This window comes from Bacillus sp. SIMBA_074 (assembly GCF_046534555.1).
Lineage (GTDB): Bacteria > Bacillota > Bacilli > Bacillales > Bacillaceae_G > Bacillus_A > Bacillus_A mycoides.
The window spans coordinates 24,950-49,912 of the sequence record NZ_JAWRYM010000024.1 but is presented as its reverse complement, the minus strand read 5'-3'; the positions used below and the strand labels follow the sequence as shown (position 1 = coordinate 49,912).

29 protein-coding genes are annotated in these 24,963 nt (G+C 34.3%); 22 read left to right on the top strand and 7 right to left on the bottom strand.

Translation table 11 applies throughout. From position 1 onward, the window contains the following. Window positions 1-14: 14 nt before the first annotated feature. Window positions 15-1,052, bottom strand: a complete 1,038-nt coding sequence (namA, locus tag SB773_RS21710; RefSeq protein ID WP_060752107.1) for an NADPH dehydrogenase NamA — start codon at window positions 1,050-1,052, stop codon at window positions 15-17. Between the two features lie 133 nt (window positions 1,053-1,185). Between namA and SB773_RS21705 the strand changes: the two genes are divergently transcribed. The 6 genes from SB773_RS21705 to SB773_RS21680 all read left to right on the top strand — a co-directional run bounded on the left by SB773_RS21705 (window position 1,186) and on the right by SB773_RS21680 (window position 6,200). Beyond that, window positions 1,186-1,644, top strand: a complete 459-nt coding sequence (locus SB773_RS21705) for a methylated-DNA--[protein]-cysteine S-methyltransferase (protein WP_002135839.1) — start codon at window positions 1,186-1,188, stop codon at window positions 1,642-1,644. A 165-nt stretch (window positions 1,645-1,809) separates the two neighbouring features. Beyond that, window positions 1,810-2,808: a DUF2628 domain-containing protein gene (locus SB773_RS21700; protein ID WP_002126993.1), complete on the top strand. Its 999-nt coding sequence runs from the start codon at window positions 1,810-1,812 to the stop codon at window positions 2,806-2,808. Window positions 2,809-2,879: 71 nt separating this feature from the next. Further along, the gene (locus SB773_RS21695) at window positions 2,880-4,541 is read left to right on the top strand and encodes a peptide ABC transporter substrate-binding protein (protein ID WP_410592019.1); all 1,662 of its coding nucleotides are present in this window, start codon (window positions 2,880-2,882) and stop codon (window positions 4,539-4,541) included. Window positions 4,542-4,600: 59 nt separating this feature from the next. Further along, window positions 4,601-5,017, top strand: coding sequence for a FosBx1 family fosfomycin resistance bacillithiol transferase (gene fosB, locus SB773_RS21690; RefSeq protein WP_410592017.1), 417 nt, complete (start codon window positions 4,601-4,603; stop codon window positions 5,015-5,017). 12 nt (window positions 5,018-5,029) lie between these two features. Beyond that, window positions 5,030-5,575 carry a short-chain dehydrogenase gene (locus SB773_RS21685; protein ID WP_215577010.1) on the top strand — a complete coding sequence of 182 codons (546 nt, stop codon included), beginning with the start codon at window positions 5,030-5,032 and terminating at the stop codon, window positions 5,573-5,575. Between the two features lie 13 nt (window positions 5,576-5,588). Next, complete coding sequence (locus tag SB773_RS21680) at window positions 5,589-6,200, top strand: phosphoserine phosphatase 1 (protein ID WP_410592015.1); 612 nt, start codon at window positions 5,589-5,591, stop codon at window positions 6,198-6,200. Between the two features lie 47 nt (window positions 6,201-6,247). Here the strand turns inward: SB773_RS21680 and exsB are convergent, their stop codons facing one another. Then, on the bottom strand, window positions 6,248-6,847 hold the full coding sequence (exsB, locus tag SB773_RS21675) for an exosporium protein ExsB (RefSeq protein WP_113734624.1): 600 nt from the start codon (window positions 6,845-6,847) through the stop codon (window positions 6,248-6,250). A gap of 181 nt (window positions 6,848-7,028) precedes the next feature. Here exsB and cotH point away from each other — a divergent pair, with 181 nt between their 5' ends. The 8 genes from cotH (at window position 7,029) to SB773_RS21635 (ending at window position 14,735) form a co-directional block, all read left to right on the top strand. Continuing rightward, a complete protein-coding gene (gene cotH, locus SB773_RS21670; protein WP_002141402.1) occupies window positions 7,029-8,105 on the top strand; it encodes a spore coat protein CotH in 1,077 nt (358 codons plus the stop codon). Window positions 8,106-8,210: 105 nt separating this feature from the next. Further along, complete coding sequence (locus SB773_RS21665; protein ID WP_131245692.1) at window positions 8,211-8,828, top strand: NUDIX hydrolase N-terminal domain-containing protein; 618 nt, start codon at window positions 8,211-8,213, stop codon at window positions 8,826-8,828. A 104-nt stretch (window positions 8,829-8,932) separates the two neighbouring features. Continuing rightward, the gene (gene uptA / locus SB773_RS21660; RefSeq protein ID WP_000881203.1) at window positions 8,933-9,535 is read left to right on the top strand and encodes an undecaprenyl phosphate transporter UptA; all 603 of its coding nucleotides are present in this window, start codon (window positions 8,933-8,935) and stop codon (window positions 9,533-9,535) included. A 97-nt stretch (window positions 9,536-9,632) separates the two neighbouring features. After that, window positions 9,633-11,012 carry a putative polysaccharide biosynthesis protein gene (locus SB773_RS21655; protein ID WP_410592011.1) on the top strand — a complete coding sequence of 460 codons (1,380 nt, stop codon included), beginning with the start codon at window positions 9,633-9,635 and terminating at the stop codon, window positions 11,010-11,012. 186 nt (window positions 11,013-11,198) lie between these two features. Continuing rightward, entirely contained in the window at window positions 11,199-12,140 is a 942-nt protein-coding gene (locus SB773_RS21650) for a magnesium transporter CorA family protein (RefSeq protein ID WP_000932392.1), read from the top strand. A 199-nt stretch (window positions 12,141-12,339) separates the two neighbouring features. Beyond that, on the top strand, window positions 12,340-13,236 hold the full coding sequence (locus SB773_RS21645) for a permease (protein ID WP_000418719.1): 897 nt from the start codon (window positions 12,340-12,342) through the stop codon (window positions 13,234-13,236). Between the two features lie 3 nt (window positions 13,237-13,239). Beyond that, window positions 13,240-14,109 (top strand): TIGR03943 family putative permease subunit, encoded by an 870-nt coding sequence (locus tag SB773_RS21640; protein ID WP_044444221.1) that lies wholly within the window; start codon window positions 13,240-13,242, stop codon window positions 14,107-14,109. 119 nt (window positions 14,110-14,228) lie between these two features. After that, a complete protein-coding gene (locus SB773_RS21635; RefSeq protein ID WP_002012448.1) occupies window positions 14,229-14,735 on the top strand; it encodes an acyl-CoA thioesterase in 507 nt (168 codons plus the stop codon). 129 nt (window positions 14,736-14,864) lie between these two features. Here SB773_RS21635 and SB773_RS21630 read toward each other — a convergent pair whose 3' ends face one another. Then, complete coding sequence (locus tag SB773_RS21630) at window positions 14,865-14,951, bottom strand: YjcZ family sporulation protein (protein WP_000505094.1); 87 nt, start codon at window positions 14,949-14,951, stop codon at window positions 14,865-14,867. Between the two features lie 159 nt (window positions 14,952-15,110). Here SB773_RS21630 and cls point away from each other — a divergent pair, with 159 nt between their 5' ends. From cls to SB773_RS21610, 4 genes are all read left to right on the top strand, one after another. Beyond that, window positions 15,111-16,295 (top strand): cardiolipin synthase, encoded by a 1,185-nt coding sequence (gene cls, locus SB773_RS21625; protein WP_410592007.1) that lies wholly within the window; start codon window positions 15,111-15,113, stop codon window positions 16,293-16,295. Between the two features lie 32 nt (window positions 16,296-16,327). Then, window positions 16,328-16,792 carry a spore coat protein gene (locus SB773_RS21620; RefSeq protein WP_131245688.1) on the top strand — a complete coding sequence of 155 codons (465 nt, stop codon included), beginning with the start codon at window positions 16,328-16,330 and terminating at the stop codon, window positions 16,790-16,792. Window positions 16,793-16,989: 197 nt separating this feature from the next. Next, entirely contained in the window at window positions 16,990-17,169 is a 180-nt protein-coding gene (locus tag SB773_RS21615; protein WP_044444220.1) for a hypothetical protein, read from the top strand. Between the two features lie 240 nt (window positions 17,170-17,409). Beyond that, a complete protein-coding gene (locus SB773_RS21610) occupies window positions 17,410-18,030 on the top strand; it encodes an NAD(P)-dependent oxidoreductase (protein WP_002168577.1) in 621 nt (206 codons plus the stop codon). A 24-nt stretch (window positions 18,031-18,054) separates the two neighbouring features. On the opposite strand, the gene SB773_RS21605 is transcribed toward SB773_RS21610, so the two are convergent. The 3 genes from SB773_RS21605 to SB773_RS21595 form a co-directional block, all read right to left on the bottom strand. Beyond that, window positions 18,055-18,537, bottom strand: coding sequence for a DUF456 domain-containing protein (locus SB773_RS21605; protein ID WP_410592004.1), 483 nt, complete (start codon window positions 18,535-18,537; stop codon window positions 18,055-18,057). A 1-nt stretch (window position 18,538) separates the two neighbouring features. Next, window positions 18,539-19,846: a hemolysin family protein gene (locus SB773_RS21600; RefSeq protein WP_215550945.1), complete on the bottom strand. Its 1,308-nt coding sequence runs from the start codon at window positions 19,844-19,846 to the stop codon at window positions 18,539-18,541. A gap of 209 nt (window positions 19,847-20,055) precedes the next feature. Beyond that, window positions 20,056-20,925, bottom strand: coding sequence for a hypothetical protein (locus SB773_RS21595; protein WP_088032652.1), 870 nt, complete (start codon window positions 20,923-20,925; stop codon window positions 20,056-20,058). Between the two features lie 388 nt (window positions 20,926-21,313). Between SB773_RS21595 and cbpA the strand changes: the two genes are divergently transcribed. The 4 genes from cbpA (at window position 21,314) to SB773_RS21575 (ending at window position 24,683) form a co-directional block, all read left to right on the top strand. Further along, on the top strand, window positions 21,314-21,961 hold the full coding sequence (cbpA, locus tag SB773_RS21590) for a cyclic di-AMP binding protein CbpA (RefSeq protein WP_002186059.1): 648 nt from the start codon (window positions 21,314-21,316) through the stop codon (window positions 21,959-21,961). 441 nt (window positions 21,962-22,402) lie between these two features. Further along, entirely contained in the window at window positions 22,403-23,740 is a 1,338-nt protein-coding gene (brnQ4, locus tag SB773_RS21585) for a branched-chain amino acid transport system II carrier protein BrnQ4 (protein ID WP_407707244.1), read from the top strand. A gap of 66 nt (window positions 23,741-23,806) precedes the next feature. Next, entirely contained in the window at window positions 23,807-24,136 is a 330-nt protein-coding gene (gene csaA / locus SB773_RS21580; protein ID WP_001263027.1) for a chaperone CsaA, read from the top strand. After that, window positions 24,117-24,683 carry a DUF1572 domain-containing protein gene (locus SB773_RS21575; RefSeq protein WP_002135863.1) on the top strand — a complete coding sequence of 189 codons (567 nt, stop codon included), beginning with the start codon at window positions 24,117-24,119 and terminating at the stop codon, window positions 24,681-24,683. The genes csaA and SB773_RS21575 overlap by 20 nt, the downstream gene beginning before the upstream one ends. Here SB773_RS21575 and SB773_RS21570 read toward each other — a convergent pair. Further along, complete coding sequence (locus SB773_RS21570) at window positions 24,656-24,961, bottom strand: permease (RefSeq protein ID WP_080466632.1); 306 nt, start codon at window positions 24,959-24,961, stop codon at window positions 24,656-24,658. The genes SB773_RS21575 and SB773_RS21570 overlap by 28 nt on opposite strands. Between the last annotated feature and the right edge of the window lie 2 nt (window positions 24,962-24,963).

The window sequence follows — 24,963 nt, the reverse complement described above, 5'->3', positions numbered from 1 at the left end:
ATAATTTCTCGGTTTTATTTATTAGTTTTAATTTTCCCGGGTGCTCGTCGGTACTGATATGGTTCTTTTAATTCAAAGCCAAGTTCATTGGCAGCTATTCTTGGGAAGTATGGATTACGAAGTAACTCGCGTCCGATAAAAATTAAATCTGCTTCGTTATTATTTAAAATTTGCTCTGCTTGTGATCCGGTTGTAATTAATCCTACCGCACCAGTCGCGATGTTAACATGCTCCTTAATATGTTTAGCATATTGTACTTGGTAACCAGGATACACATCAATATGTGCGGGTACAACAGCACCAGAACTACAATCGATTAAATCTACCCCTTGTTCTTTCATCCATCCTGTATACTGCACATAATCTTGAACCGTTAACCCGTCAGGATGATAATCATTTGCTGAAATACGAACAAATAACGGTCCGTTCCAAACTTCATTTACAGCATCGATGATTTCGCGTAAGAAACGATAGCGATTTTCAGGTGAGCCCCCGTATTCATCAGTCCGCTTATTGGAAAGCGGAGAAAGAAATTCATTAATAAGATAACCGTGAGCACCATGTAATTCAATAACGTCAACCCTCGCTCGTTTAGAGCGTAAAGCTGCTTTTTGAAAAGCAGAAACAGTTTCTTTAATTTGCTTTTTATTCATTTCTACTGGTATTTTCATTCTATCGTTAAACGGAATTGCTGAGGGAGCGAAAGCATCTGTTTCTAATTCAGCCTTTCTTCCGGCGTGAGCGAGTTGAATGGCTGCTTTTGCACCGTTATTATGTATAAATGTTGTCGTTTTATGTAAGCCTTCAATTAGAGTATCATCCCAAATGCCTAAGTCTTTGTTAGAAATTCGTCCTTCAGGTAACACAGCTGTTGCTTCAATCATAACTAAACCTACTTGGCCAGCAGCCCTGGTTCCATAATGGACGAGATGAAAATTAGTTACTTGGCCATCCTCATTTTCTGATGAATACATGCACATAGGTGACATAATGATACGGTTTTTTAGCGTAACGTCCTTAATTGTATAAGGTGAAAAGAGTTGAAACTCCATCAAATATCCCACTTGATTGAATTTTCTTACATTGTATCATCCTCTTTTTTGTTTCCCTAATAAAACGCTTATACGAAAAATTTCGTCTATTCGTGTTACAATAAATAATATGTAATGAATTGGAGGATGACATATGTACCAGGCTTATTATGATAGTGAATTAGGTTTGTTAGAAATTACAGCGAACGAAGAAGGAATTACGTCTGTTATATTTGTTGAAGAAAGAAAAGAAGAACATAAAAATGAACTTGTTGAACAATGTATAAATGAATTAGATGAATACTTTGAAGGAAAAAGAAAAGAGTTTACAGTTCCATTGTCTGCTGAAGGAACACCATTCCAAAAGAATGTATGGGATGCACTTTACACTGTTCCGTATGGCGTAAGTGCTTCATATTTAGATATTGCGGAGAAGGTTGGGAATACGAAAGCTGTACGAGCGATAGGAGGGGCAAATAGCCGGAATCCAATTTCAATTATCGTTCCATGCCATCGTGTAATAGGAAAGAGTGGAAAACTTGTTGGGTATGCGGGTGGTTTATGGAGGAAAGAGTGGTTATTGAAACATGAAGGTATTTTAAATAAATCGTAAGAAACAACCTTTGGAACGAGGGAGTTAGCTCGGCTGTCCTAAGACAAATTCGTTAGCTATCAAAAGGAAAGATGAACCGAGAAGCCCCCACTTCGGGGTAAGCTCGTAAGAGATACTAAGTGGTGGGTAGTTCACAATGAAGTATGGATGGAAAGAGGGATTGTTTTGAAATGTATAAATTGTGGGCGACCTTGTATTAATGATCAGCTGAATTGTGCAAATTGTCAACGAAACTTGCATAATGAACAAGGTGAAGAAAGCTCGCTAATAGACAAAGAATTAGAAGTATATGTAGGGAGACAATATCCATATTACAAAAGAAAATGGGAGCTTGAGAATAAGCGAATTGCTAGGTGGAGCTGGAATGGTCTGGCTGCTATTTTTAATGTAGGTTGGCTTGGATATCGTAAGTATTACGTACCTGCTGCTTTATTTATACTGTTATTAGTAGCATGTGATGCATTTTCTTATTATATGGGGTTCAACGTAGCGTTGCCAATCATTAATATGGTGCCTCTCACGTTTTTATTACTCGTTTTCATTCTATTTGGGATGGGGATTTTTGCAAATGGATTATTTTATCAATTTGCAGAAAGGCGTATATATCGAATAAAAGCACGGGGAATTAAAGATGAATCGGTTGAAAATTATCTCATCCGTGATAGTGGTGGAACGAGTAAAATGGGAGCAACAATCGTTACTATTTTAGCAGTTGCTAGTATTTTGTTTAGTCATTTCTTTTTCCCAACTGATCGGGATATTATTCAAAAAGTTCGTACAAGCTCGCTTTATGAATATCCAGTCTTTTCAATTGGTGAATCGTTCGAAAATTATTTTCAAAATTCAGGATGGATATACTATCGGGGAACGGAAGGATTAGAATTAGTAGAATTTCAGGGGGAGAGTCCTGAGATGCCAAGGAAAAAGGTGACAATTCAATTTATTGTTGATTATAAATTGGGAGAAGTGGAACCATATTCACTTACGATTAACGGTGAATCTAAAAATGAAGAAGAGTTTTTGAAGATAATGGAGGAAATATTTAAAGTTCAAAATCCATTTGATATAGAGGATGGCTTACAAGTAAATGCTATTCAACAAAGCGGAGGGAAAGCAATTTCTGACCGCTTTTTTTCTTTTTATGAAAATAAATATTTAAAATAATCAGAATTTTTTGTATAATAAAATATATTATACAAGTTTTAACTTATACATATAGATTGGGGGAAGGAAGAATGAAGAGAAAGACAATAACAATTGCTGCACTTACATTATCGGCTAGTGTATTGGTTGCGGGATGTGGGAATGGGGAGAAGGCTTCGACAACGAAGAAAGAATCAAGTAAGGGAATGGCAGATAAACAAGTTTTAAATTTGCTAGAAACAGCTGAAATTCCTTCAATGGATACATCTAAATCAACAGATTCTGTATCTTTCCGTGTATTTGTAAATGCAATGGAAGGATTATATCGTCTAGATAAAGATAATAAACCAACTCCAGGTATGGCCAAAGACGTGAAGATTAGTGAAGATAAAAAGACATATACATTTGAATTACGTGATGCAAAATGGTCAAATGGTGATCCAGTTCGAGCACAAGATTTTGTATATGCATGGCAACGTACATTAGATAAAGCAATAGCAGCAGAATATGCATTTATTTTATTTGATGTGAAAAATGCACAGAAAGTAAATAAAGGAGAAGTACCGTCGGATCAATTAGGTGTTAAAGCGAAGGATGATAAAACGTTGGTAGTAGAATTAGAGCAACCAGCACCTTATTTCCTTGAGCTTACTTCGTTCCCTACATTCTTCCCATTAAATGAAAAGTATGTAAAAGGACAAGGGGATAAATACGGATTAGAAGCAGATAAATTATTGTACAATGGACCATTTACAATGAGTGAATGGAAACATGAACAAAGTTACCAGTTAAAGAAAAACCCAAATTATTGGGATAAAGATGCTGTAAAATTACAAGAAATTAATGTAGGTATAGTAAAAGAGACAAGTACTGGGGTAAATTTATATGATAGTGATCAAGCAGACCGTGTCATTTTAAGTTCTGAGTTTGTAGACAAATATAAAAAGAATAAACCAGATGAATTTAAAACGAAGCTAGACCCACGTATGTATTTCCTACGTTTTAATCAAAAAAATGCAACGTTTAAAAATCAAAAGGTTCGTGAGGCGATTGATTTAGCGTACGATAAAAAAGGAATTGCGGATGTAATTTTGAATGATGGATCATTGCCAGCGTATTTCTTAGTACCTGAAAAGTTTACGACAGGACCAGATGGAAAAGACTTCCGTACTGTAAATAAAAATTTCCGTGACAGTAAAGATAATGCTGCGAAAGCAAAAAAACTGTGGGAAGAAGCGAAGAAAGAACTTGGTCAAGATACAATTACAGTAGAATTACTAAATGATGATAACGGTAGCCGTAAAAAAGTGGGCGACTTTATTAAAGAAGAATTAGAGAAAAACTTACCTGGTATTAAAGTGAATTTGAAGCAACAACCATATAAGCAGAAGTTAGATTTAGAAAAGAAATTTGAATATGAATTCTCATTATCTGCATGGAGTCCAGATTATCCAGACCCAATGACATATATTGATATGTTCGTTACTGGAAGCTCATTTAATGAAATGGATTATTCAAATCCGAAGTACGATGATTTAGTAGCAAAATCAAAAGGAGAACTACTAAAAGATGACGCAGCACGCTGGAAAGCACTTGCAGAAGCTGAAAAAATCTTAATTGGTCAAGATGCTGCAATCTCTCCTACGTATCAGCAAAGTACAGCTTACTTAGAGAAGACGTATGTAAATGGTATTGCTAACCATACGTTCGGTGGCGACTTTAGTTATAAATGGGCATATATTACAAAGAAATAGTATAATAAAAGATGAGTGAATTTTCGCTCATCTTTTATTTGTTTAGGGAGGAACGTGGAGTGTTGAAAGGAATCAATCATCTTTGTTTTTCAGTATCAAATTTAGAAAACGCTATTATGTTTTATGAAAGAGTGCTAGAAGGAGAACTATTAGTTAAAGGGAGAAAACTTGCATATTTCAATATATGTGGAGTATGGATAGCACTGAACGAAGAGGCACATATTCCGAGAAAGGAGATTCATCAATCTTATACGCACCTCGCATTTTCTGTTGAACAAAAAGATTTTGAACGCCTGTTACATCGATTAGAAGAAAATAATGTTCATATTTTACAAGGAAGAGAACGTAATGTGAGAGATTGTGGGTCTATATATTTTGTTGATCCTGATGGTCATAAATTTGAGTTTCATTCAGGGACGTTACAAGACCGTCTAAATTATTATAGAGATGAGAAACCTCATATGACATTTTACTAAGGGGGGAAGAAGTTGCATGCACTTGTAATTGGTGGAACAGGAATGTTAAAGAAAGTTTCTTTGTGGCTTTGTGATCAAGGGTTTCATGTTTCTATTATTGGACGAGATAGTACGAAATTGGAAAATGTTAAGCAAGGGAGTTCTGTGCCGGGAAATATTACGTGCCTTTCTTTAGATTATCAAAATGATGATGATCTAAAGCGATCTATTACAAATACAATTGAACAGAATGGTCCAATTACATTAGTTGTTGCATGGGTACATTCGAGTGCTAAGCATGCATTACGACTCATTTGTAATGAGGTTGAATTGTCATCGGAAAAGTATAGTTTATTTCATATATTAGGTAGTAGTGCATCGCGTACGAAGTCGCAAAAAATAGGTGGGGCATTATGTAGCTATTATAGAATTATATTAGGGTTTATTTTAGAAGATACATATGCAAGATGGCTTACTCATGAAGAGATTGCTGACGGAGTTATAAAAGGAATTGAAAGTAAATGCACAGAATGGATTGTAGGGAGAGTAGAGCCGTGGAAATCGCGGCCAAAATGGTAAGGGGGCATGTGAAATGAAGACAACGGTATATGTAACAAGGCACGGTGAGACAGAATGGAATGTAGCAGGGCGGATGCAAGGACGGAAAAATTCAGCATTAACAGAGAATGGTATGATACAAGCGAAACAATTAGGGGAGCGTATGAAGGATTTACCACTCCATGTCATATATAGTAGTCCAAGCGAAAGAACGCTTCATACTGCTGAATTGATTAAAGGGGAACGGGATCTTCCAATTATAGAAGATGAACGTTTCTATGAAATAAATATGGGGATATGGGAAGGGCAAACAATTGCTGATTTGGAAATGCAATATCCAGAAGAAGTACATTTATTTTGGAATGAACCACATCTTTTTCAGTCAACATCAGGGGAAAACTTTGCGGCGGTTCATAAAAGAGTAATTGAAGGGATACACTTTCTTTTAGAAAAGCATAAAGGAGAAAACATGTTAATAGTTACTCATGCTGCAGCAGCGAAATTACTCGTAGGGCATTTTGCAGGTTTTGAAATTGAACATGTATGGGAAGAGCCATTTATGCATAGCGCGAGTCTTAGTGTGATTGAATTTGATGAAAACCGTGGTAAAGTAAAACAATTTGCAGATATAAGTCATTTTCAGTAAACGTAAAAAAGGTCGCAAAGCGACCTTTTTTTGGTGGACATAAAAAACTAGCAATTACGTTTTTTATACCAGAAGTGATCGAATTTTTTATTCTTGCAAGAAGAAGACTTGTGTCTGCTACCTTTGCAATCATTCCATTTGTGCCCGTCATCGTGACAGTCTTTACCATGATCACAGTCATCATCGCAAGAGCGACCGTGTCCGTGAGGGAAGAATTCGCATTTTTTACAGAAACTTCGTTTTGTCCAGAAAAATTTCTTTTCAAAGCGTATGCATTTTGTAACGAAAGTACAATGTTTTCTGCGAGTACGTTTTGTAACTAAAACGCATTCTTTTCTACGAGTAACTTTTGTAACGAAAGTCCATTTTTGAACGCGTACACGAGTACATTTTGTAACGAAAGTCCATTTTTTTACATGCGTACATTTTGTAACGAAAGTACAATGTTTTACGCGAGTACATCTTGTTCTTGGACATTTACGCCCTGTTGTACATTTACGTCCTGTTGTACATTTACACCCTGTTGTACATCTATGATGAGAGAATTTATCATCATCGCACTCAAAAGTACTTGGATCTTGGTGTAAGAAATCCTCCATCCCTGCACTTTTGATTTCTTCAACAGCTTTTCTAATATCACGTTTCATAGAAATCCTCCTTATCGTGTATTAAATTGAAAAGGTATTCTTTTTCCTTAACATGATATGAGATACGGTGTCTTTCTGAACAGGACAGGAGTGTAATTTTATATAAATGGATGGTAGCGGATGTATGGACAAGGCGTGGTGCATACATTGAATGAAGAGAACTGAGAAGGGATGAGAAAACATGCTGCCTTCATATGATTTTTTTGTTCATCCAATGTACTTAGTGGAATTGAAAAAAGACATTTGGTCAGATAGTCCAGTACCAGCAAAGTTAACATATGGAAAAAAGAAGTATGACATTGATATTGTCTACCGTGGTGCTCATATTCGTGAATTTGAGAAAAAATCTTATCATGTTATGTTTTATAAACCGAAAAAATTTCAAGGCGCGAAAGAGTTTCATTTGAATTCTGAGTTTATGGATCCGTCTCTCATACGAAATAAATTATCTTTAGATTTTTTTCATGATATTGGTGTACTTTCGCCAAAATCACAACATGTATTTATAAAAATTAATGGTCAAATTCAAGGTGTGTATTTACAGTTAGAATCAGTTGATGAAAACTTTTTGAAAAATAGAGGGTTACCGAGTGGTTCTATTTATTATGCGATAGATGATGATGCGAATTTTTCGTTAATGAGTGAGCGAGATAAAGATGTTAAGACAGAGCTCTTTGCGGGTTATGAATTTAAATATTCGAATAAAAATAGTGAAGAACAACTGAGTGAATTTGTATTTCAAGCGAATACTTTGTCGAGGGCAGATTATGAAAAAGAAATCGGGAAGTTTCTACATGTAGATAAATATTTACGATGGTTAGCTGGAGTTATTTTTACGCAAAACTTTGATGGTTTCGTTCATAACTATGCACTATATCATAACGATGAGACAAATTTATTTGAAGTGATACCGTGGGATTATGATGCGACTTGGGGGCGAGATGTACAAGGGAGACCACTTAATCATGAATATATTCGTATTCAAGGTTATAATACGTTAAGTGCAAGATTGTTAGATATACCTGTATTTAGAAAACAATACCGAAGTATTTTGGAAGAAATATTAGAAGAACAATTTACCGTTTCGTTTATGATGCCGAAAGTAGAAGGTTTGTGTGAATCGATTCGTCCATATTTACTACAAGATCCATATATGAAAGAAAAATTAGAAACATTTGATCAAGAAGCTGATATGATTGATGAATATATAAATAAAAGAAGGAAGTATATACAAGACCACTTACATGAATTGGATTAATTTTGAAAGAGATTGGAACATTATCAATCTCTTTTTTTGTATAATAAAGATGTATCAATTGAATTGACGTAATATTTACTTAATAAAGAATGGAGATGTGGAAACATGACGGTCAAGTGGATTGATTGGGTAAAACAAATACAATCTATAGCTCAAGCGGGTTTAACGTATTCTAAGGATGTATATGATATAGAGCGTTTCCAACAATTACGGGACATTTCAGTTTCAATGATGTCACATTACACAAAGACAGATTGGGAAGTAGTAGAGAAGTTATTTGCAAGTGAGACAGGCTATCAAACACCTAAAGTTGATATAAGAGCAGTCGTTTTTCAAAATGAAAAGTTATTATTTGTGAAAGAAAAAAGTGATAGGAAATGGGCATTGCCAGGTGGATGGGCTGATGTTGGTTATACGCCAACAGAAGTAGCAGCAAAAGAAGTTTTAGAGGAGACGGGCTATGAAGTAGATGATTTTAAGCTACTCGCTATATTTGATAAAGAAAAACATCAACCATCGCCTTCAGCAACACATGTATATAAAATTTTTATTGGCTGTAAGATTATTGGTGGCGAAAAGAAAACTAGTATTGAAACAGAAGATGTGGAGTTTTTTGATGAGAATGAATTACCTAATTTATCGATTGCTAGAAATACAGAAGAGCAAATTAAAGAAATGTTTGCCTACATGAAAGAACCTCAAAAAGAAACATTAATAGATTAATAATGCTTATGCCGATGATATTGTTGAAATGAAGATATTGGCAGAATGCGACCTTTATGTAATAATGGGATGGTATGTGAAGAAAAAAGGAGATAGAAAATAAAATGTTAGCAAGCATAATAGATCAGTTATTGCAATTTTTTGCAAGCCTAGGTTACTTTGGAGTAGCGCTAGCTTTAATGATTGAAATTATCCCGAGTGAAATTGTACTTTCGTATGCTGGATTTTTAGTAGCGGATGGTAAAATTAGTTTTGTCGGTGCAGTTATCGCCGGAACTATTGGTGGTACTTTAGCGCAAATCTTTTTATACTGGCTTGGATATTACGGAGGGCGTCCGGTTGTAGAGAAATATGGGAAATATCTACTTATTAATAAACACCATTTAGACATAGCGGAAGGTTGGTTTAAGCGTTACGGAGCAGGAGTAATCTTTTCTGCACGCTTTATCCCAGTAGTACGTCATGCAATCTCTATTCCAGCAGGATTAGCTAAAATGCCGTTAAAACTATTTACACTATATACAGTAGTTGCGATTATTCCATGGTCAATACTATTTATCTACTTAGGTGAAAAGCTTGGTGGAAATTGGCGACACATTAAAGAGTATGCATCTGATTACACACATTACATAATTATAGGAGCTGTTCTCTTTGTTGCTCTATACTTCGGTTTAAAGTATTTAAAAAAGAAAAAAGCAGCGCGTTAAAGTCAATGATTTTTCATTGGCTTTTTTTATTTGTTTCAGTTCTAAAAAAAAGGAGTTGTCCATAATGTGTAATAATAAAGCGTAGCGGGGGAATGTGATGAAAGGATCACCGTTTTTACGTGGAACGATATTTTTAACGATGGCAACGATGATATCTAAAATGTTAGGGTTTATATATGTTATACCATTTACAGCAATGGTGGGTACGAGTGGGTACGTATTATATACGTATGCATACCGTCCTTATACAATTATGCTTAGTATTGCAACGATGGGATTGCCACTTGCCGTTTCAAAAATGGTTTCAAAATATGATCAACTCAATGATTATCACACTGTTAAGAGAGTGCTAAAGAGTGGTATCGTTTTTATGGTCATTATGGGCGTTATTTCTTGTTTAGCATTATATATGTTAGCACCACATTTAGCTAAACTTGTGATTGATGGAAATGATCAGTCGGGTAATAGTGTGGTAGCTGTCACACACAATATTCAAATTGTAAGTTTTGCGTTAATACTCGTTCCTGTAATGAGCTTGTTACGTGGTTTCTTTCAAGGTTTTCAATCTATGGGACCTTCTGCGCTCAGTGTAGTTGTAGAGCAATTTTTTCGGGTCTTAACTATTTTGATAGGAAGCTTTGTCGTTTTATATGTTATAAAAGCTTCTGTTTCGTTGGCAGTTGGTATTTCAACGTTTGGAGCATTTATGGGAGCACTAGGTGGATTAAGTGTTTTAAGTGCGTATTATATAAGAAGGAGAAAACATTTAAAGAAAAAAGAGATTGCCAGTATACCACAAACGACGAAAACTTTTTTTTCGTTGTATAGAGAACTGTTTACATATTCTATTCCTTTCGTTGTAGTTGGATTAGCGATTCCGTTATATCAGACGATTGATACATTTACAATTAATAAGCTACTTATACAAGTAGGATATATGCAAGGAGAAGCAGAAAAGATTAATGCGATTATTGGCCTTGTTCAGATGGTTGTACTTATCCCGGTTTCTGTTGCAACAGCTTTTAGTATGTCCCTTGTACCTGAGATGACGAAAGCTTATACAGCGGGAAATGAGAAGCTACTGTATAAACACTTTACAAGGACAAATTTATTAGTGGTAGGAATTACTGTACCGGCGGCGATTGGAATGATGATTTTAGCAAAACCAGTATATACTCTTTTATTTGGTGCTGGAAATGATCCGGAGATGGGCAGTATTATTTTGCAGTACTATGCTCCTGCTTGTATACTATTCTCACTATTTACAGTAACCGCTGCCATGTTACAAGGAATTAATCAACAACAGAAAACAGTGCTAGGATTAGTAATTGGAATTATCGTCAAGATAGTTTTAAATATCGTATTGCTACCGTATTTTGATTATGTAAGTTTTATCATTTCAACATACGCTGGCTATACGATTTCAGTCGGCTTTAACTTGTGGATGCTTTCTAAATATGTTATAAAGGCAACATAAGCTTTTTTAAAGGCAGAGAACACTCTGTCTTTTTCTATGTTTACAAGATTTTTCTTAAAAAAACGTTTTCAAAATAATTTTTCTATTGAAATTTAATCGTTTGTTTCATATGCTGAAAATAGCGGTTCAAAAACTGTTATGTAAGAGAGGTAGATTCCTACATGTAAAAAGAATCGGGGTGATAGTATGTTAAATATTTATTTAACAGACCGAAACGGAAAACTACAAGAGGTTGAGGAAATGCAAAAGGGTTGCTGGATTAATGTACTTCATCCAACGGAAGAAGAAATTCAATATCTAGTACAAACTTTAAATGTAGACTTAGATTTCATTAAAGACCCTTTAGATGATGAAGAACGCTCTCGTATTGAAAAGGAAGACAATAATACTTTAATAATCGTGGATATTCCAACAGTTAGACATGATGAAGAAGGAAATTCGATTTATGACACGATTCCAATAGGTATGATTGTAATGCCAGATTGCTTTGTGACAATTTGTTTAGAAGAAAACCCAATTTTTGAACGTTTTATTAATCAACGTATTAAAGAATTTTATACGTTTAAAAAGACACGCTTTGCACTTCAGCTCTTATATACGATTTCTACTTATTATTTAAGATACTTAAAGCAAATTAATCGAAAAACAATCGATTTAGAGCACCAATTAAATAAGTCGATGAAAAATAAAGAAATTTTCACATTGCTCGGCCTTGAAAAAAGTTTAGTTTATTTTACAACATCATTAAAGGCAAATAAAATTGTAATTCAAAAATTAATGCGAAACAGTACATTCTTGAAAATGTATGAAGACGATCAAGATTTACTAGAAGATGTATTAATTGAAAATAAGCAGGCTATTGAAATGGCGGAAATATATAGTCACATTTTAAGTGGAATGATGAATACATTTAGTTCGGTTATTTCTAACAATTTAAATAGTGTTATGAAACTGTTGACTTCTATTACAATCATTTTATCATTACCAACGATGGTTTCTAGTTTCTTTGGAATGAATGTAAAGGTTCCGTTTGAAGGGGAAGCACATGGTTTTGTAATTGTACTTATAATATGTGTAACATTATCTTTCACTTTAGCATTTGTTTTTTGGAAGAAACGTTACTTTTAATGATAGGAAAGCTGCGCTAGCATAGTTATAAAACTGTGCTAGCGCAGCTTTTTTTGCTATGAAATCTCAATTTTGGAACAGAATATAACTTGTGAAATGTAATGTGTATGAAGGTTATGAATTCCATATAACTCTTGTTCAAATAATGAAATGGGGTTAAAATTACATATTGTTAATGAAAAGTTGGAGGAAATACATCATGGAATTGTTTCAATTACCGAAAGCATTCCTGCAAATGAATACAATCTTTATCTCAATATTAATCGAAGCACTTCCTTTTGTGCTAATTGGTGTATTTATTTCAGGATTCATTCAAATGTTTGTGACAGAAGATATGGTGGCAAAATGGATGCCTAAAAACCGATTTCTGTCTGTTTTATTAGCTACTTTTTTAGGGATGATGTTTCCTGGATGTGAATGTGGAATTGTTCCGATTGTAAGACGATTAATCGGAAAAGGGGTTCCACCCTATGCAGGAATTGCATTTATGTTAACTGGACCGATTATTAATCCAGTTGTATTATTTGCAACATATGTTGCTTTTGGAAGTAGTATGCACATGGTATGGTATCGTTCTATTGTAGCGATTATCGTAGCAATTATCGTTGGAATTATATTATCATTTATGTTTAAAGAACATCAATTAAGAGATGATCACTTCCCAGAAGTGAACCATAAGCGTCCGTTACGTACAAAAATGTGGGATGTATGTACACATGCTGTTGAGGAATTTTTCTCAATGGGGAAATATTTAGTGTTAGGAGCGTTAATTGCTGCTGCAGTTCAAACGTTTGTACAAACTTCAACATTGCTTGCTATTGGACAAGGTCCGTTTTCTTCATCAGCTGTAATGATGGGACTTGCTTTCATTTTATCACTTTGTTCAGAGGCAGATGCATTTATTGCTTCTTCGTTCCAAAGTACATTTTCAACAGCGTCACTTGTCGCGTTTCTCGTATATGGACCGATGGTGGATATTAAAAATATGTTTATGATGCTTGCGACATTTAAAACAAAATTTGTAATTGTTGTGACGGTTACAGTTACACTTGTTGTTTATGCAAGCTCACTACTCATTTATGCGATGGGGTGGTAGGTTATGTTTCGAGCATATATATTATTAGGCTTTACAATTTTAATTGGACAGCTTCATATTTCCGGTAACATTACGAAGTATATAAATATGAAGTACGCCTATTTATCAAAAACTGCTGCTATTATTTTAGGTTTCTTAACGATTGTACAAATTATTATCGTTTTCCAAAAAGAGCACCAAAAGGAAAAAGAGAAACATGATTGTAGTTGTGATCATAGTCATTGTGGGCATGATCATTCGAAAGATGAGAATACATGGTGGAAAAAAGTGTTTTCTTACACGTTATTCTGTTTTCCAATCATTACAGGATTGTTTTTCCCAATTGCAACATTAGATTCCGATATTGTTAAGGCGAAGGGATTCCATTTTCCAGTAGCGCAAGCAGAAAGTAAAGATCCATTTATGACAAGACAATTCTTAAGACCGGATACGAGTATTTATTACGGGAAAGAAGGATATCGTGGTGTAATGGAAAAAGGGAAGAAAGAGTTTGTTACGAAAGATAATATCACTTTAAAAGATGAAGATTTCTTAAAGGGTATGGAGACAATTTATAATTATCCTGGTGAATTTACTGGTAAAACTCTGTCTTATAAAGGATTTGTTTTCCGAGATGATTCTTCTAAAAAGGAACAATATTTCTTATTCCGTTTCGGTATTATACATTGTGTAGCGGATTCGGGTGTATATGGTATGTTAGTTAAAAAACCGGAAGGTGTAGAGTGGAAAAATGATGATTGGATTCAGGTAGAGGGAGAAATTTCAACTGAATTTTATCAGCCGTTCCATGCAAATATTCCTGTTTTAGAGGTAACGAAATGGAATAAAGTTGAACAGCCGAAAGAACAATATGTATTTAGAGGAGCCGATTGATAAAATCGGTTCTTTTTTGTGGACTAAAAGTTCTAAAAATTGTTAATATTAAACGTGTAGTTCATGAGGTGTAGTGTATATTGGGATATTAGGGATAAATAATTAAAGGGGTGATAACAATGACTGAAGTAAAGGGTAAAACAGCTAATGAATCAAGGGTGTTTAAAACGAGTCGAGTATTTCCAACGGATTTAAATGATCATAACACGCTATTTGGTGGAAAGATATTGGCGGAGATGGATATGGTTGCTTCAATTTCAGCAACGAGACACTCGAGAATGGAATGTGTCACAGCGTCTATGGATTGGGTAGATTTCTTACATCCAGTACGTTCTTCAGATTGTGTTAGTTATGAATCTTTCGTAATTTGGACGGGAAGAACTTCTATGGAGATATTTGTGAAAGTAGTAGCAGAAGATTTAATTTCAGGTAAAAAACGTGTAGCAGCAACTTCATTCGTTACTTTTGTTGCGCTTAGCAAGGAGAATAATCCAGTCCCTGTACCGCGTGTTATCCCTGAGACAGAAGAGGAGAAAGAATTGCATCGAATTGCTGTGTTACGTGCAGAACAGCGCCATATTCGTAAGGCAGAGAGTAAGAAGGTAGCTACACTGCTAACTTTTTGATGTAAAATATTTTCCTAGTGGTACTATTTTGTAATAGGTTAGGAGATTTTTGAAATGAAAAGCGGACACCTAAAAATAGGTGTCCGCTTTTATAGTTTTTTCATCCCCATATCGTACTACAATAACTGCTTAGCAGAAGCAAGCAGCACCGACGATAATTAAGAGGATAAATAATACGACTAGTAGCGCAAATCCATTACCATGTGCGAAGCCCATTGTTATTTCCTCCTTTTATTTTAAGATACAACATACAATATGCAGATGAGCTCCTGTTTGATATGGACGTATATCATGCAATGACATATTTTTTGTATGATAATGTTTTAAAAAAGGAAAGATATAGGAATAACAGTAGTTAGAGAAAGGAACGTATCCATGAAGCGCTTTTTAATTGTAATAATTTGTTTTATAGGTGTATTCATATGGATGAACGTTGATGTGGAAATGGGGAAGAAAATGGCTAGTGGATATGAATTAGAAAAAATCCGATCAGGGGATTTTCAAGTATATACGAACGGTGATGAGTTATATAAAAGTTTATTTGAGGATATAAATCGTGCAGAAAAGAATGTGTATATTCATTTTTATATTGTAGGAAAAGATGAAGTAAGCCAAAAGTTCTTACAGTTATTAGAGAAAAAAGCATCTAGCGGAGTAGATGTGAAATTGTCAGTAGACCGCATTGGCGGATATAAGCTTAAGAAAAAGATAATTAATCAATTAAAAGAAAAAGGCGTGAAGTTTACATTTAGTAAAAAACCTAAATTAAAAAACTTATTTTATTCTTTGCATCAACGTAATCATAGACGCATTGTTACTATAGATGGGAAAGTTTCGTACATTGGTGGCTTCAATATTGGAAAGGAATATCTTGGACAGGATCCTAAATTTGGTCCGTGGCGTGATTATCATGTACGCATCGAAGGGAATGGAGCTACTGATATGGAACGAAAGTTTGCGGAAGATTGGCAAGAAGATACGGGAGAAAAGTTTCCTATACACCAAGAGTTACCTGTACAAGGAAATGTAAAATATCAATACGTATTTTCGAATGGAAAAGGTTTATGGAAGGAGTATGGAGCGTTTTTAAAGAAGGCAAAACATTCTTTAATTATCGCTACACCATATTTTGTACCGAGTAAAGAAATGGTGAAGGGGCTGAAAGATGCATTAAATCGTGGTGTCCATGTAAAAATCCTCGTCCCATTTAAAAGTGATGCAGTATTGCTAAAACAGGCTGCCTATCCTTATTTGAAAGACATGTTAGATGCTGGAGCGGAGATTTATCAATATCGAAATGGATTTTTTCATGGGAAAGTAACAATCATCGATGAGGAAATGGTTGATATTGGTACAGCAAATTTTGATAATAGAAGTTTTTACTTAAATAACGAATCTAACTGTTTCATATATGATAAGACAGTCGTTGCTGACGTATGGAGTCGATTAAAAGAAGACTTTCATAAATCAAAACGATTTTTTGAAGAAGATTTTGAGAAAATTAGTAGATGGGATTGGTTTCTAGCAAGAATATCAAATGTTATCGCATCATATTTATAGTATAGAGATGAAATAGGAAGGGAGGCGCTTTAATGGATTGTATGAAAGAATTGATGACATATAGTTACACACTTATATATAAAGTTGGAGAATACACGAGCAAGGTTCGAGATGAAGAATTAAAGGATATATTACAGCATCATTTGCCGTATATGTTACAAGCATATAATGAACAAGTGAATTTTCAAGAAGGAGAAAATATACAACATATAACTTGTAAACAAATGTGGCCGGAATTTACTGAAATGGATAGGGAAACAGATAATGAGTATACAGGGGATATTGGGATTGCTATTTGTTATATTTCACATTTGAAACGATTAGCATTAAAGTTTGCTCAAGTGGCAGTAGAAGTTGCGAACCCGGAGTTTCGTTCTTTCTTGGAAAATTGTTTTGTGAAAATGAATCGTTATGCTTATAGTGTTTGGCAATATGTTGTGAAGAAGGAATATAAGATTAAACATGTATATGAAAATGAAAGTGAGAAGTTTGCGTGAAAAACTAAGACGGAATGAAAGGCGTCTTAGTTTTTTTATGTCTAATGAAAGGCTCAATTAGAAGAATTGAGAAAAACCAGTTGTGTTATCAGAGTATTTACAAAAGTTTACAATATCTTTACTGTTTTTAAATCTTTCCTTTAAAAATAAAGAGTAATATGGGATTGTACATATTCTATCAAAGGGAGGAAACGCAAATGAACAAATGGGTTAAGTCATTAGCTGCTATGGCACTTGCAAGTTCTTTATTAATGGTAGGTTGTAGTAAAGATGAGGATAAAAAGAAAGAGGATGACACAACTTCGCAGCAAGATGAAAAGAAAGATAAAGAAACAAGCGGAACAGATAAGTCTTCTGATTCAAAAGAAAAGAAATAAAGTGAAATTTTAATCAGTGGGGATTTTGTCCATCCCCACTGATTATTAGCCCACACCAATCGGGCATTTACGGGCAGTTATCTCCCACCTAACTTCCCTCGCATTCGCCGAATTTACTGCCCGCAAATAGCGGGATAAATGGATAACAGAGCTTCCTCACATATACGAGGGAGCTTTTTTGTTGTATATTTGTAAGTTTTGCGGAAAAATAGAGAGAAAGAATGGAAGAGGGGATAATATATGAAAGTATGCATATTAGGAGCGACAGGTAGAGTAGGATCACACATTATGAAATTGGCATTACATGATTCATATGAAGTGACGGTATTAGTTCGTGATTTGAGTAGAGTGGAAACAGAGCATGAAAGGTTACATATTATAGAGGGAAATGTGTTAAACGGAAATGATATAAAGGAAGCGATTAAAGGATGTGATATTGTAATTAGTGCTCTTGGAACTGATCGGAATGGGACGTTAGAGAAGAGTTTACCGATTATTATAAAGCAAATGGAAGAAGAGGGCATAAAGAAAATTGTTACAATAGGAACTGCTGGTATTTTACAAGCACGAACAAACCCAAGTATATATCGTTTCCAATCAAAAGAATCGAAAAGAAAAATGACAACAGCTGCGGAAGATCATTTAGCTGCTTATGAAGCGCTGAATAATAGTAAACTATGTTGGACTGTTGTTTGTCCGACGCATTTAATAGATGGTGATGTAACCGGTGTATATCGAACTGAACAAGATATGTTGCCAACAGATGGATCGAAAATCACAGTTGGTGATACAGCTCAGTTTACATGGAGTTTACGTAATAAAAGCTTATACGAGAAAAGCCGAGTAGGTATTTCATATTAAAAAACCATCCCAAAATAGGGATGGCTAAAAAATGATATAGCATACAAAGATGATAATCATAATGATTTGGAGAATTGCTTTCGCTACTGTACTACTTAAAAAACCGACAACAGTTGCAATTCCGACTAAAAGGGCGTCTTTTGGCGCCTTTTTATGCATTAGTTCCGTAATAAATACAGATAAGAACGGTATGATAATAAGCCCGAATGGTGGGAAGAAGAACGATCCGATAATGATAGAAACCATACCAACACGTTCGCCCGATTTTGTACTTCCGTATTTTTTTAGGAAGTATCCATTTGCAATAAAGTCAGCAACGAAAATGAAGAGTGTAAAAATGACTTGAATAATCCAAAAAGATGTCGTTAACTCTCCGCCGTTTATTCCAAAATGATAAATGAAATAGCCAGCCCATACGGCAAGGATGCCAGGGATAATGGGGTATATAAAGGCAAGAAATGAAACAATGAAACAAGCAATGATACAAATTGTTAGTAAAACAGTCACTTTATAACTCCTTTGTAGTATCTAATTTATGTACAGCAATCTTTTTAATTTGATGCCCATCAAGTTCTAATGCTTTAAATTGAAAACCATCATATTCAACTGAATAGCCAGCCTCAATATTTAAATCAATTGATTGAGAGAGAAGCCAACCACCAATTGTATCTAAATCACTTTCATTGATATGTAGGCCAAACATATCATTTACTTCAGAAATGAGTACTTTCCCATCTAAAACAGTAAGCCTAGGAGTACGCTTTTCAATCATTGGTGATTCGTCTGCGTCAAATTCATCTTGAATTTCTCCGATAATTTCTTCAAGAATATCCTCCATCGTTAAAAGGCCAGCAGTTCCGCCGTATTCATCCATAACAATCGCCATCTGTACGCGGTTCTTTTGGAGGTGTATTAACGTTTTACGAATGGGAACTGTTTCAAATACAGTTAAAACAGGATGTATGTAAGCATCAAGTGGTTTGTAAATGCCTTTTGTTTGATTATGAAAAATCTCTTTCGTATTTATCATTCCGATAATATCATCTTTATCCTTTTCAATAATAGGATAACGTGTATACTTTTCAGTTGCAACGATTTTCATATTTTCTTCTAACGTATTTTCAGTAGATAAACAAACCATTTCAGTTCTAGGTACCATAATTTCTTTAGCAACACGATCATCAAATTCAAAAATATTATTTACATATTTATATTCGGTTTGATTAATTTCGCCGCTTTTATAGCTTTCACCTAAAATGAGTCGTAGTTCTTCTTCGGAATGGGCAAGTTCATTTTCTTTCGCAGGCTCTAAACCGAGTAATTTTGTGAAAAATATAGCTGCACTATTGAGAAGCCAAATGAACGGATACATAATTTTATCAAATAAAATAAGTGGTTTTGCAAATTTTAATGTGATTGCTTCAGCTTTTTGGATTGCGAAAGACTTAGGAACTAACTCGCCTAATACAACATGGAAAAAAGTAATCACACTAAAAGCAATAATAAAGGATAACGTGTTAGCCATTGTTCCAGTAATATTGATTTTTTCAAATAGTGGTCGCAGTAAATGTTCCACAGTTGGTTCACCAAGCCAACCAAGTCCTAAAGAGGTGATAGTAATGCCAAGCTGACAAGCGGATAAATAAACGTCTAAGTTAGATAAAACGCTTCTTGCAGCTAATGCTTGTTTATTACCTTCATTAGCAAGCTGGTCAATGCGACTTTTTCGTACTTTTACGACAGCGAATTCTGAAGCAACGAAAAAACCAGAAATAAGGATAAGTATAAAGATGAGAAAAATATTTAATATGTCCAAGTGTGTTCTTTATTCCTAATTTGGAATAAAGATGTCACCTCCTGTAATTATGTTATACTTTTATAATAAATCCAAATGAAAAGATTAGTCAAAGAAAATGGGTAAATAATGGTAGGTTTCTATAGTAGTTTTTTAATTTGCTGTTATTTTGTCCTCTATATAATAGGAATAACCGTCTACTTTTAATTTAAGTAGACGGTTATTCTATGTTATGGTTTCGAAATACTTCTAGTTAAAGTATACGTGTTTTGTTTAGAGTGGTTTGTTGTCCATAAAGCTTGGAGAAACGATAAGATGCTATATGGAATATAAAGTAGTAATAAACCAATTGTGACAACTATAGGTGCATTTCTACCAAATTGGACGATAAATTGTAATAGTCCGTTTGTATGAAAAATACATTCCATAAAAACGAATGAAAGAATAATGGAACTCAAAATAGATTTATGATTGGAAGTAAGCGCAATAAATAACGTATCAACAAGGAAAGATGAATTTTTTATTTCGTATTCATTAGTAGTATTTAAGAACGGTAGCCATTTTTTAATTGCTTGCATAACGATTATCATAGAAGTGCTACATACGATGATAAAAGAAGAGAAGAAAGGAAACTTTATGAATTTAGATATGTAGAGAAGTGATAATAGGACTGAACATTGTAATATCACAGTGCCAAAAGAATACGGTATCCAGCGAAATAAAGAACTACACTTTTTTAATGAGTTTGGTGCTTTTAAAAATAGATGGCCAATTCCTAGACTTATAAAGAAACCGATTACAAGAGTGAATGTGAAACGAACGATTGATAAAAAATATATTTCCCATATGTAGGGGAACAGTGGTGACGAATGGTTAGAGGTATGTACAAGCTGATTTGCTGAGAAAAGGATAGGCTCATGCATCCAATCAATTGTTGGAATTGAAATGGAAGAAGGCTGTGCTAAATTATGAAAAATGCTTACAAATCCAGTTAAGTAGGAGTAATTATGTGTAATGAATAATGCTGGAAGGGGACTTATGACAAAAATAATCAAAACACCGGCTATAAATTTACATATATGTGAGCGCAATAAGGACATACAATCACCTACTCTTTGAATATTCAGAAAATTCTTATTCTTATTTTAGCTTTTTTCGGATAAAGTTACAACATATTTTTCTCGAAGTAAGTTAGAGAGATTATCCCGCTTTAACGGGCAGTAAGACTCTACCTCAAAATGCGGCGAATGCGTAGAAGTTAGGTGGGTATATCGACTGCCAGTAAAAGCCCGATTGGTGAAGGCTAATAATAAGTGGGGGGAAATCCCCACTTATTAAAGTTTCAATTTAAATAAGTGTATGATTAATGAATAAATTATGACGGAAAAATGAATAATTTTCAGAAAAATAAAATAATATATTTATTTTTTTCTGAAAATATAATATAGTTATGGCACAGAAAGTATTTTAGCATAAGGAGGCTTTTTTATGAGGATTAAAGGGAATTATGTGCCAAAAAGGGAAGTTTTGTTTTGCTCAAGTTCAATTACGATAGGGGAAACGCTGGAACATTTAAATAAAACGGGGTATCGTTGTGTACCAGTTTTAGATGAAAAAAAAGAGAAGTTTTTAGGGAATGTATACAAAGTAGATATTTTAGAATATAAAGGTTCACTTGAAGATAATGTATTACAATTATTGAACGATAAAAATGGGTACGTGAGAGAAGACTCTTCCTTCTTTAAAGTATTTTTTACAATTAAAAAACTACCGTATTTATCAGTAGTTGATGAAAAAGGGGTCTTCCTTGGTATTTTAACTCATAAAAAAGTTTTTGAACTATTAGAAGATGCATGGGGAGTCCATTCTAGTAAATATTCTGTCATGATTGGAACACAAGATTATAATGGGGCCATTCAAAAATTATCGACAGTGCTAAAGAAATACACTGGTATTCAAAGCTTAATGACTTTTGATAATGATGCTTTATTAGTACGTAGAATAATGTTTACATTGGGAGAAGAGTTTGAAGATAGTGAATTAGAAACATTGCTAAAGGATTTAGAAGACCATGGATTTAGAGTTGTGTATGTTGAAGAGATGAATAATCCACGTGAAGTTGAAACGATAGACTAAAAAGTAAAGCCATCTTATTTTTGATGGCTTTTACTTTCTTTCACATAAAGATATCTAAATATAATAAAATATATGAATCGTAAATTTTAAAAAATATTTGTGTAATAGAATAAATAAAGGAAGTATATGTAGATAATTTTGATTTTCAAAAAAATCAAATTGAAAATATGTTTTTATTTTTCAACTAAATATGTTACTATATGTGTGATAAAAACAAAGAGGTCTGACAACTATACTCCGCGCAATACCACTCTAATGAGTTAAATTTTCAAAAAAATCAAAAATTAATAATTAGAGTAAGAATAAGGGGAATGGAGAAATTATGGAGAAAGACACTGCTTTGTAAGGGGCATATTTTATCATCTTGAGCAGAGAGGAGGATGCATAGCATATTGTGAAAAGAGATATAAACAATGAAAAAGTGCTATGCAAATGAAAATTATGAAGGGACGTTTAAGGCCAGGTGATACAGTAGCAATTGGTTTAATGTTATTTGCACTATTTTTAGGAGCAGGAAATTTAATTTTCCCACCAGTTTTAGGGCAACAAGCTGGAGAGAATGTTTGGGTTGCTACAATCGGGTTCCTTGTAACGGGAGTCGGATTACCCCTATTAGCTGTGACAGCTGTCGCGTTTGTAGAGGGGGACTTGAAAGCGCTATCTTCTAGAGTTCACCCTATATTTGCGTTTATTTTCCCATTGATTAGTTATTTAGCGATTGGACCATTTTTCGCAATTCCGCGTACTGGAGCCGTTTCATTTGAAATGGGTATGAAGCCATTTTTATCAGAGGCATTGGTTTCTGAGTGGTACATGCTATTTCTTTTCACTATAATTTTCTTCGGAATAACGTGGTATTTATCATTAAATCCATCTAAATTAGTGGATTGGTTCGGGAAATTTCTTACACCATTGTTAGTATTGATTGTTGCTGTTATTGTCGGAAAAGCAATTATTGATCCAATTGGAGAACCGGCTGCACCTTTAGCTGCTTATAAAGAGAATGCTTTCTTTGGTGGATTTATTCAAGGATATTTAACGATGGATGCGATTAGTGCACTTGTGTTTGGGATTGTTGTTGTACAAGTTATTCGCTCAAAAGGGATAAAAGAGAGCGGACAAATCGCAAAAATAACAGTTGTATCAGGGATTATTGCTGTATTAGGCTTAACGTTAATATATTTATCACTTGCATATCTTGGATCTACAAGTACATCACTTGGTGTGTCGGAGAACGGTGGTCTTATTTTAACGAATGTTGTAAATGAGTTATATGGAACAAGTGGCAAAATTTTATTAGGACTTGTAATTATACTCGCTTGTTTAACAACTTCTGTTGGATTAACATCTGCGTGTGCTGGCTTCTTTACAAACTTATTCCCAAAACTTTCGCATAAAACGATTGTAACTATGGTATGTGTATTTAGTTTAATTGTATCTAACCTAGGGTTAACACAATTAATCACAGTAACATTACCAGTGTTAATGATCATTTATCCAGTTGCAATTGTATTAATCGTTCTTTCATATTTCCATAAATGGATAGGGAAGCGTAATACAATATATATTGGAGCTATTTTAGGTGCGTTGTTAATTAGTTTCTTTAACGGTTTAGAAAGTGCGAACATTAAAATTGATGCGATTTCTAATGTGCTACAAATGTTACCATTATATAAAGAAGGAATAGGATGGCTAATCCCATCATGTATTGGCGGGATTCTCGGTTTCTTCTTCTATAAATCAAATGAATTAAGTGAATTACAAAAGAAAGGTGCTTAGGCGCCTTTCTTTTTTTAAAGGGGATTTTTGTATTTTGTCTAAGTAATAATTGGGAGGAATGATAAAATGGCTAATTTTGAAGATTTTTTAACTTTTGATGTAAGAATTGGAACAGTAACACAGGCAGAGGAATTTAAAGAAGCGAGAGTGCCAGCGATTAAACTAGAAATTGATTTTGGGGAGCTTGGGGTCAAGCAGTCAAGTGCTCAAATTACGAAGAGATATAATCCAGAAGACTTAATCGGTCAGCAAATTGTTGCTGTTGTAAATTTTCCGCCAAAGCGTGTAGCTGGATTTAAATCGGAAGTGCTTGTATTAGGTGGAGTTCCTGAAGCTGGTGATGTTGTGTTGCTTCAGCCTAATATGGAACTGCCAAATGGAACAAAAATTAGTTAGTGTGAAGGTAGGGGGTAATATGGATATCGGACGAGAATATTTACAATGTGCCATTTCTAATTTCAAAACAACAAAGCAACAAGGAGAACGGGTACTTTCTCAATTATCATACGAACAAATACAATGGTCTTCTCATGAAGAAACAAATAGCATAGCGATTATAATGAAACATTTGCATGGTAATATGCGTTCAAGATGGACGGAATTTTTAACGTCTGATGGCGAAAAAATAGATCGTAACCGAGATGGTGAATTTGAAGGTGGCTACAATTCAAAACAAGAAGCGCTTGCTGCGTGGCAAGAAGGGTGGGAGTATGTTTTTAAAACGATGGATACTTTAACAGCAGAGCAGATTTTGCAGAAAGTATACATTCGTGGAGAAGAACACACTGTCATGCAAGCGATCGAAAGGCAAATTTCTCATTATGCTTTACATATTGGACAAATCATTTACATTGGTAAAATGTTAAAAGAAAATGAATGGGAGTGTTTAAGCATTCCTAGAGGTCAATCTACTAGTTATTTACAGAAAAAACGTTCAACGTAATAATATGAAAGAAACCGATATAAAATAGGAAGCAAAAAAATAAGCCAATTGATAGAGGGCTCCGTGAACATTAGAATGCTGCCAGCAATAAGCCCATATGTAATAAGAAAGAAACCGAAGAGTGTATTTATAGGAATAAAACGTGAGACAAATAATTGCTGATTTTTGAAACAAGTGTTATGAAACAAATAAAAGCGGAAATGCCGTGTAGAGGTAATAAGATCTTTCTTTCGCGCAATTCTTTTTTTGCATGTATGACAGATGAACGGTGGTTGCATTT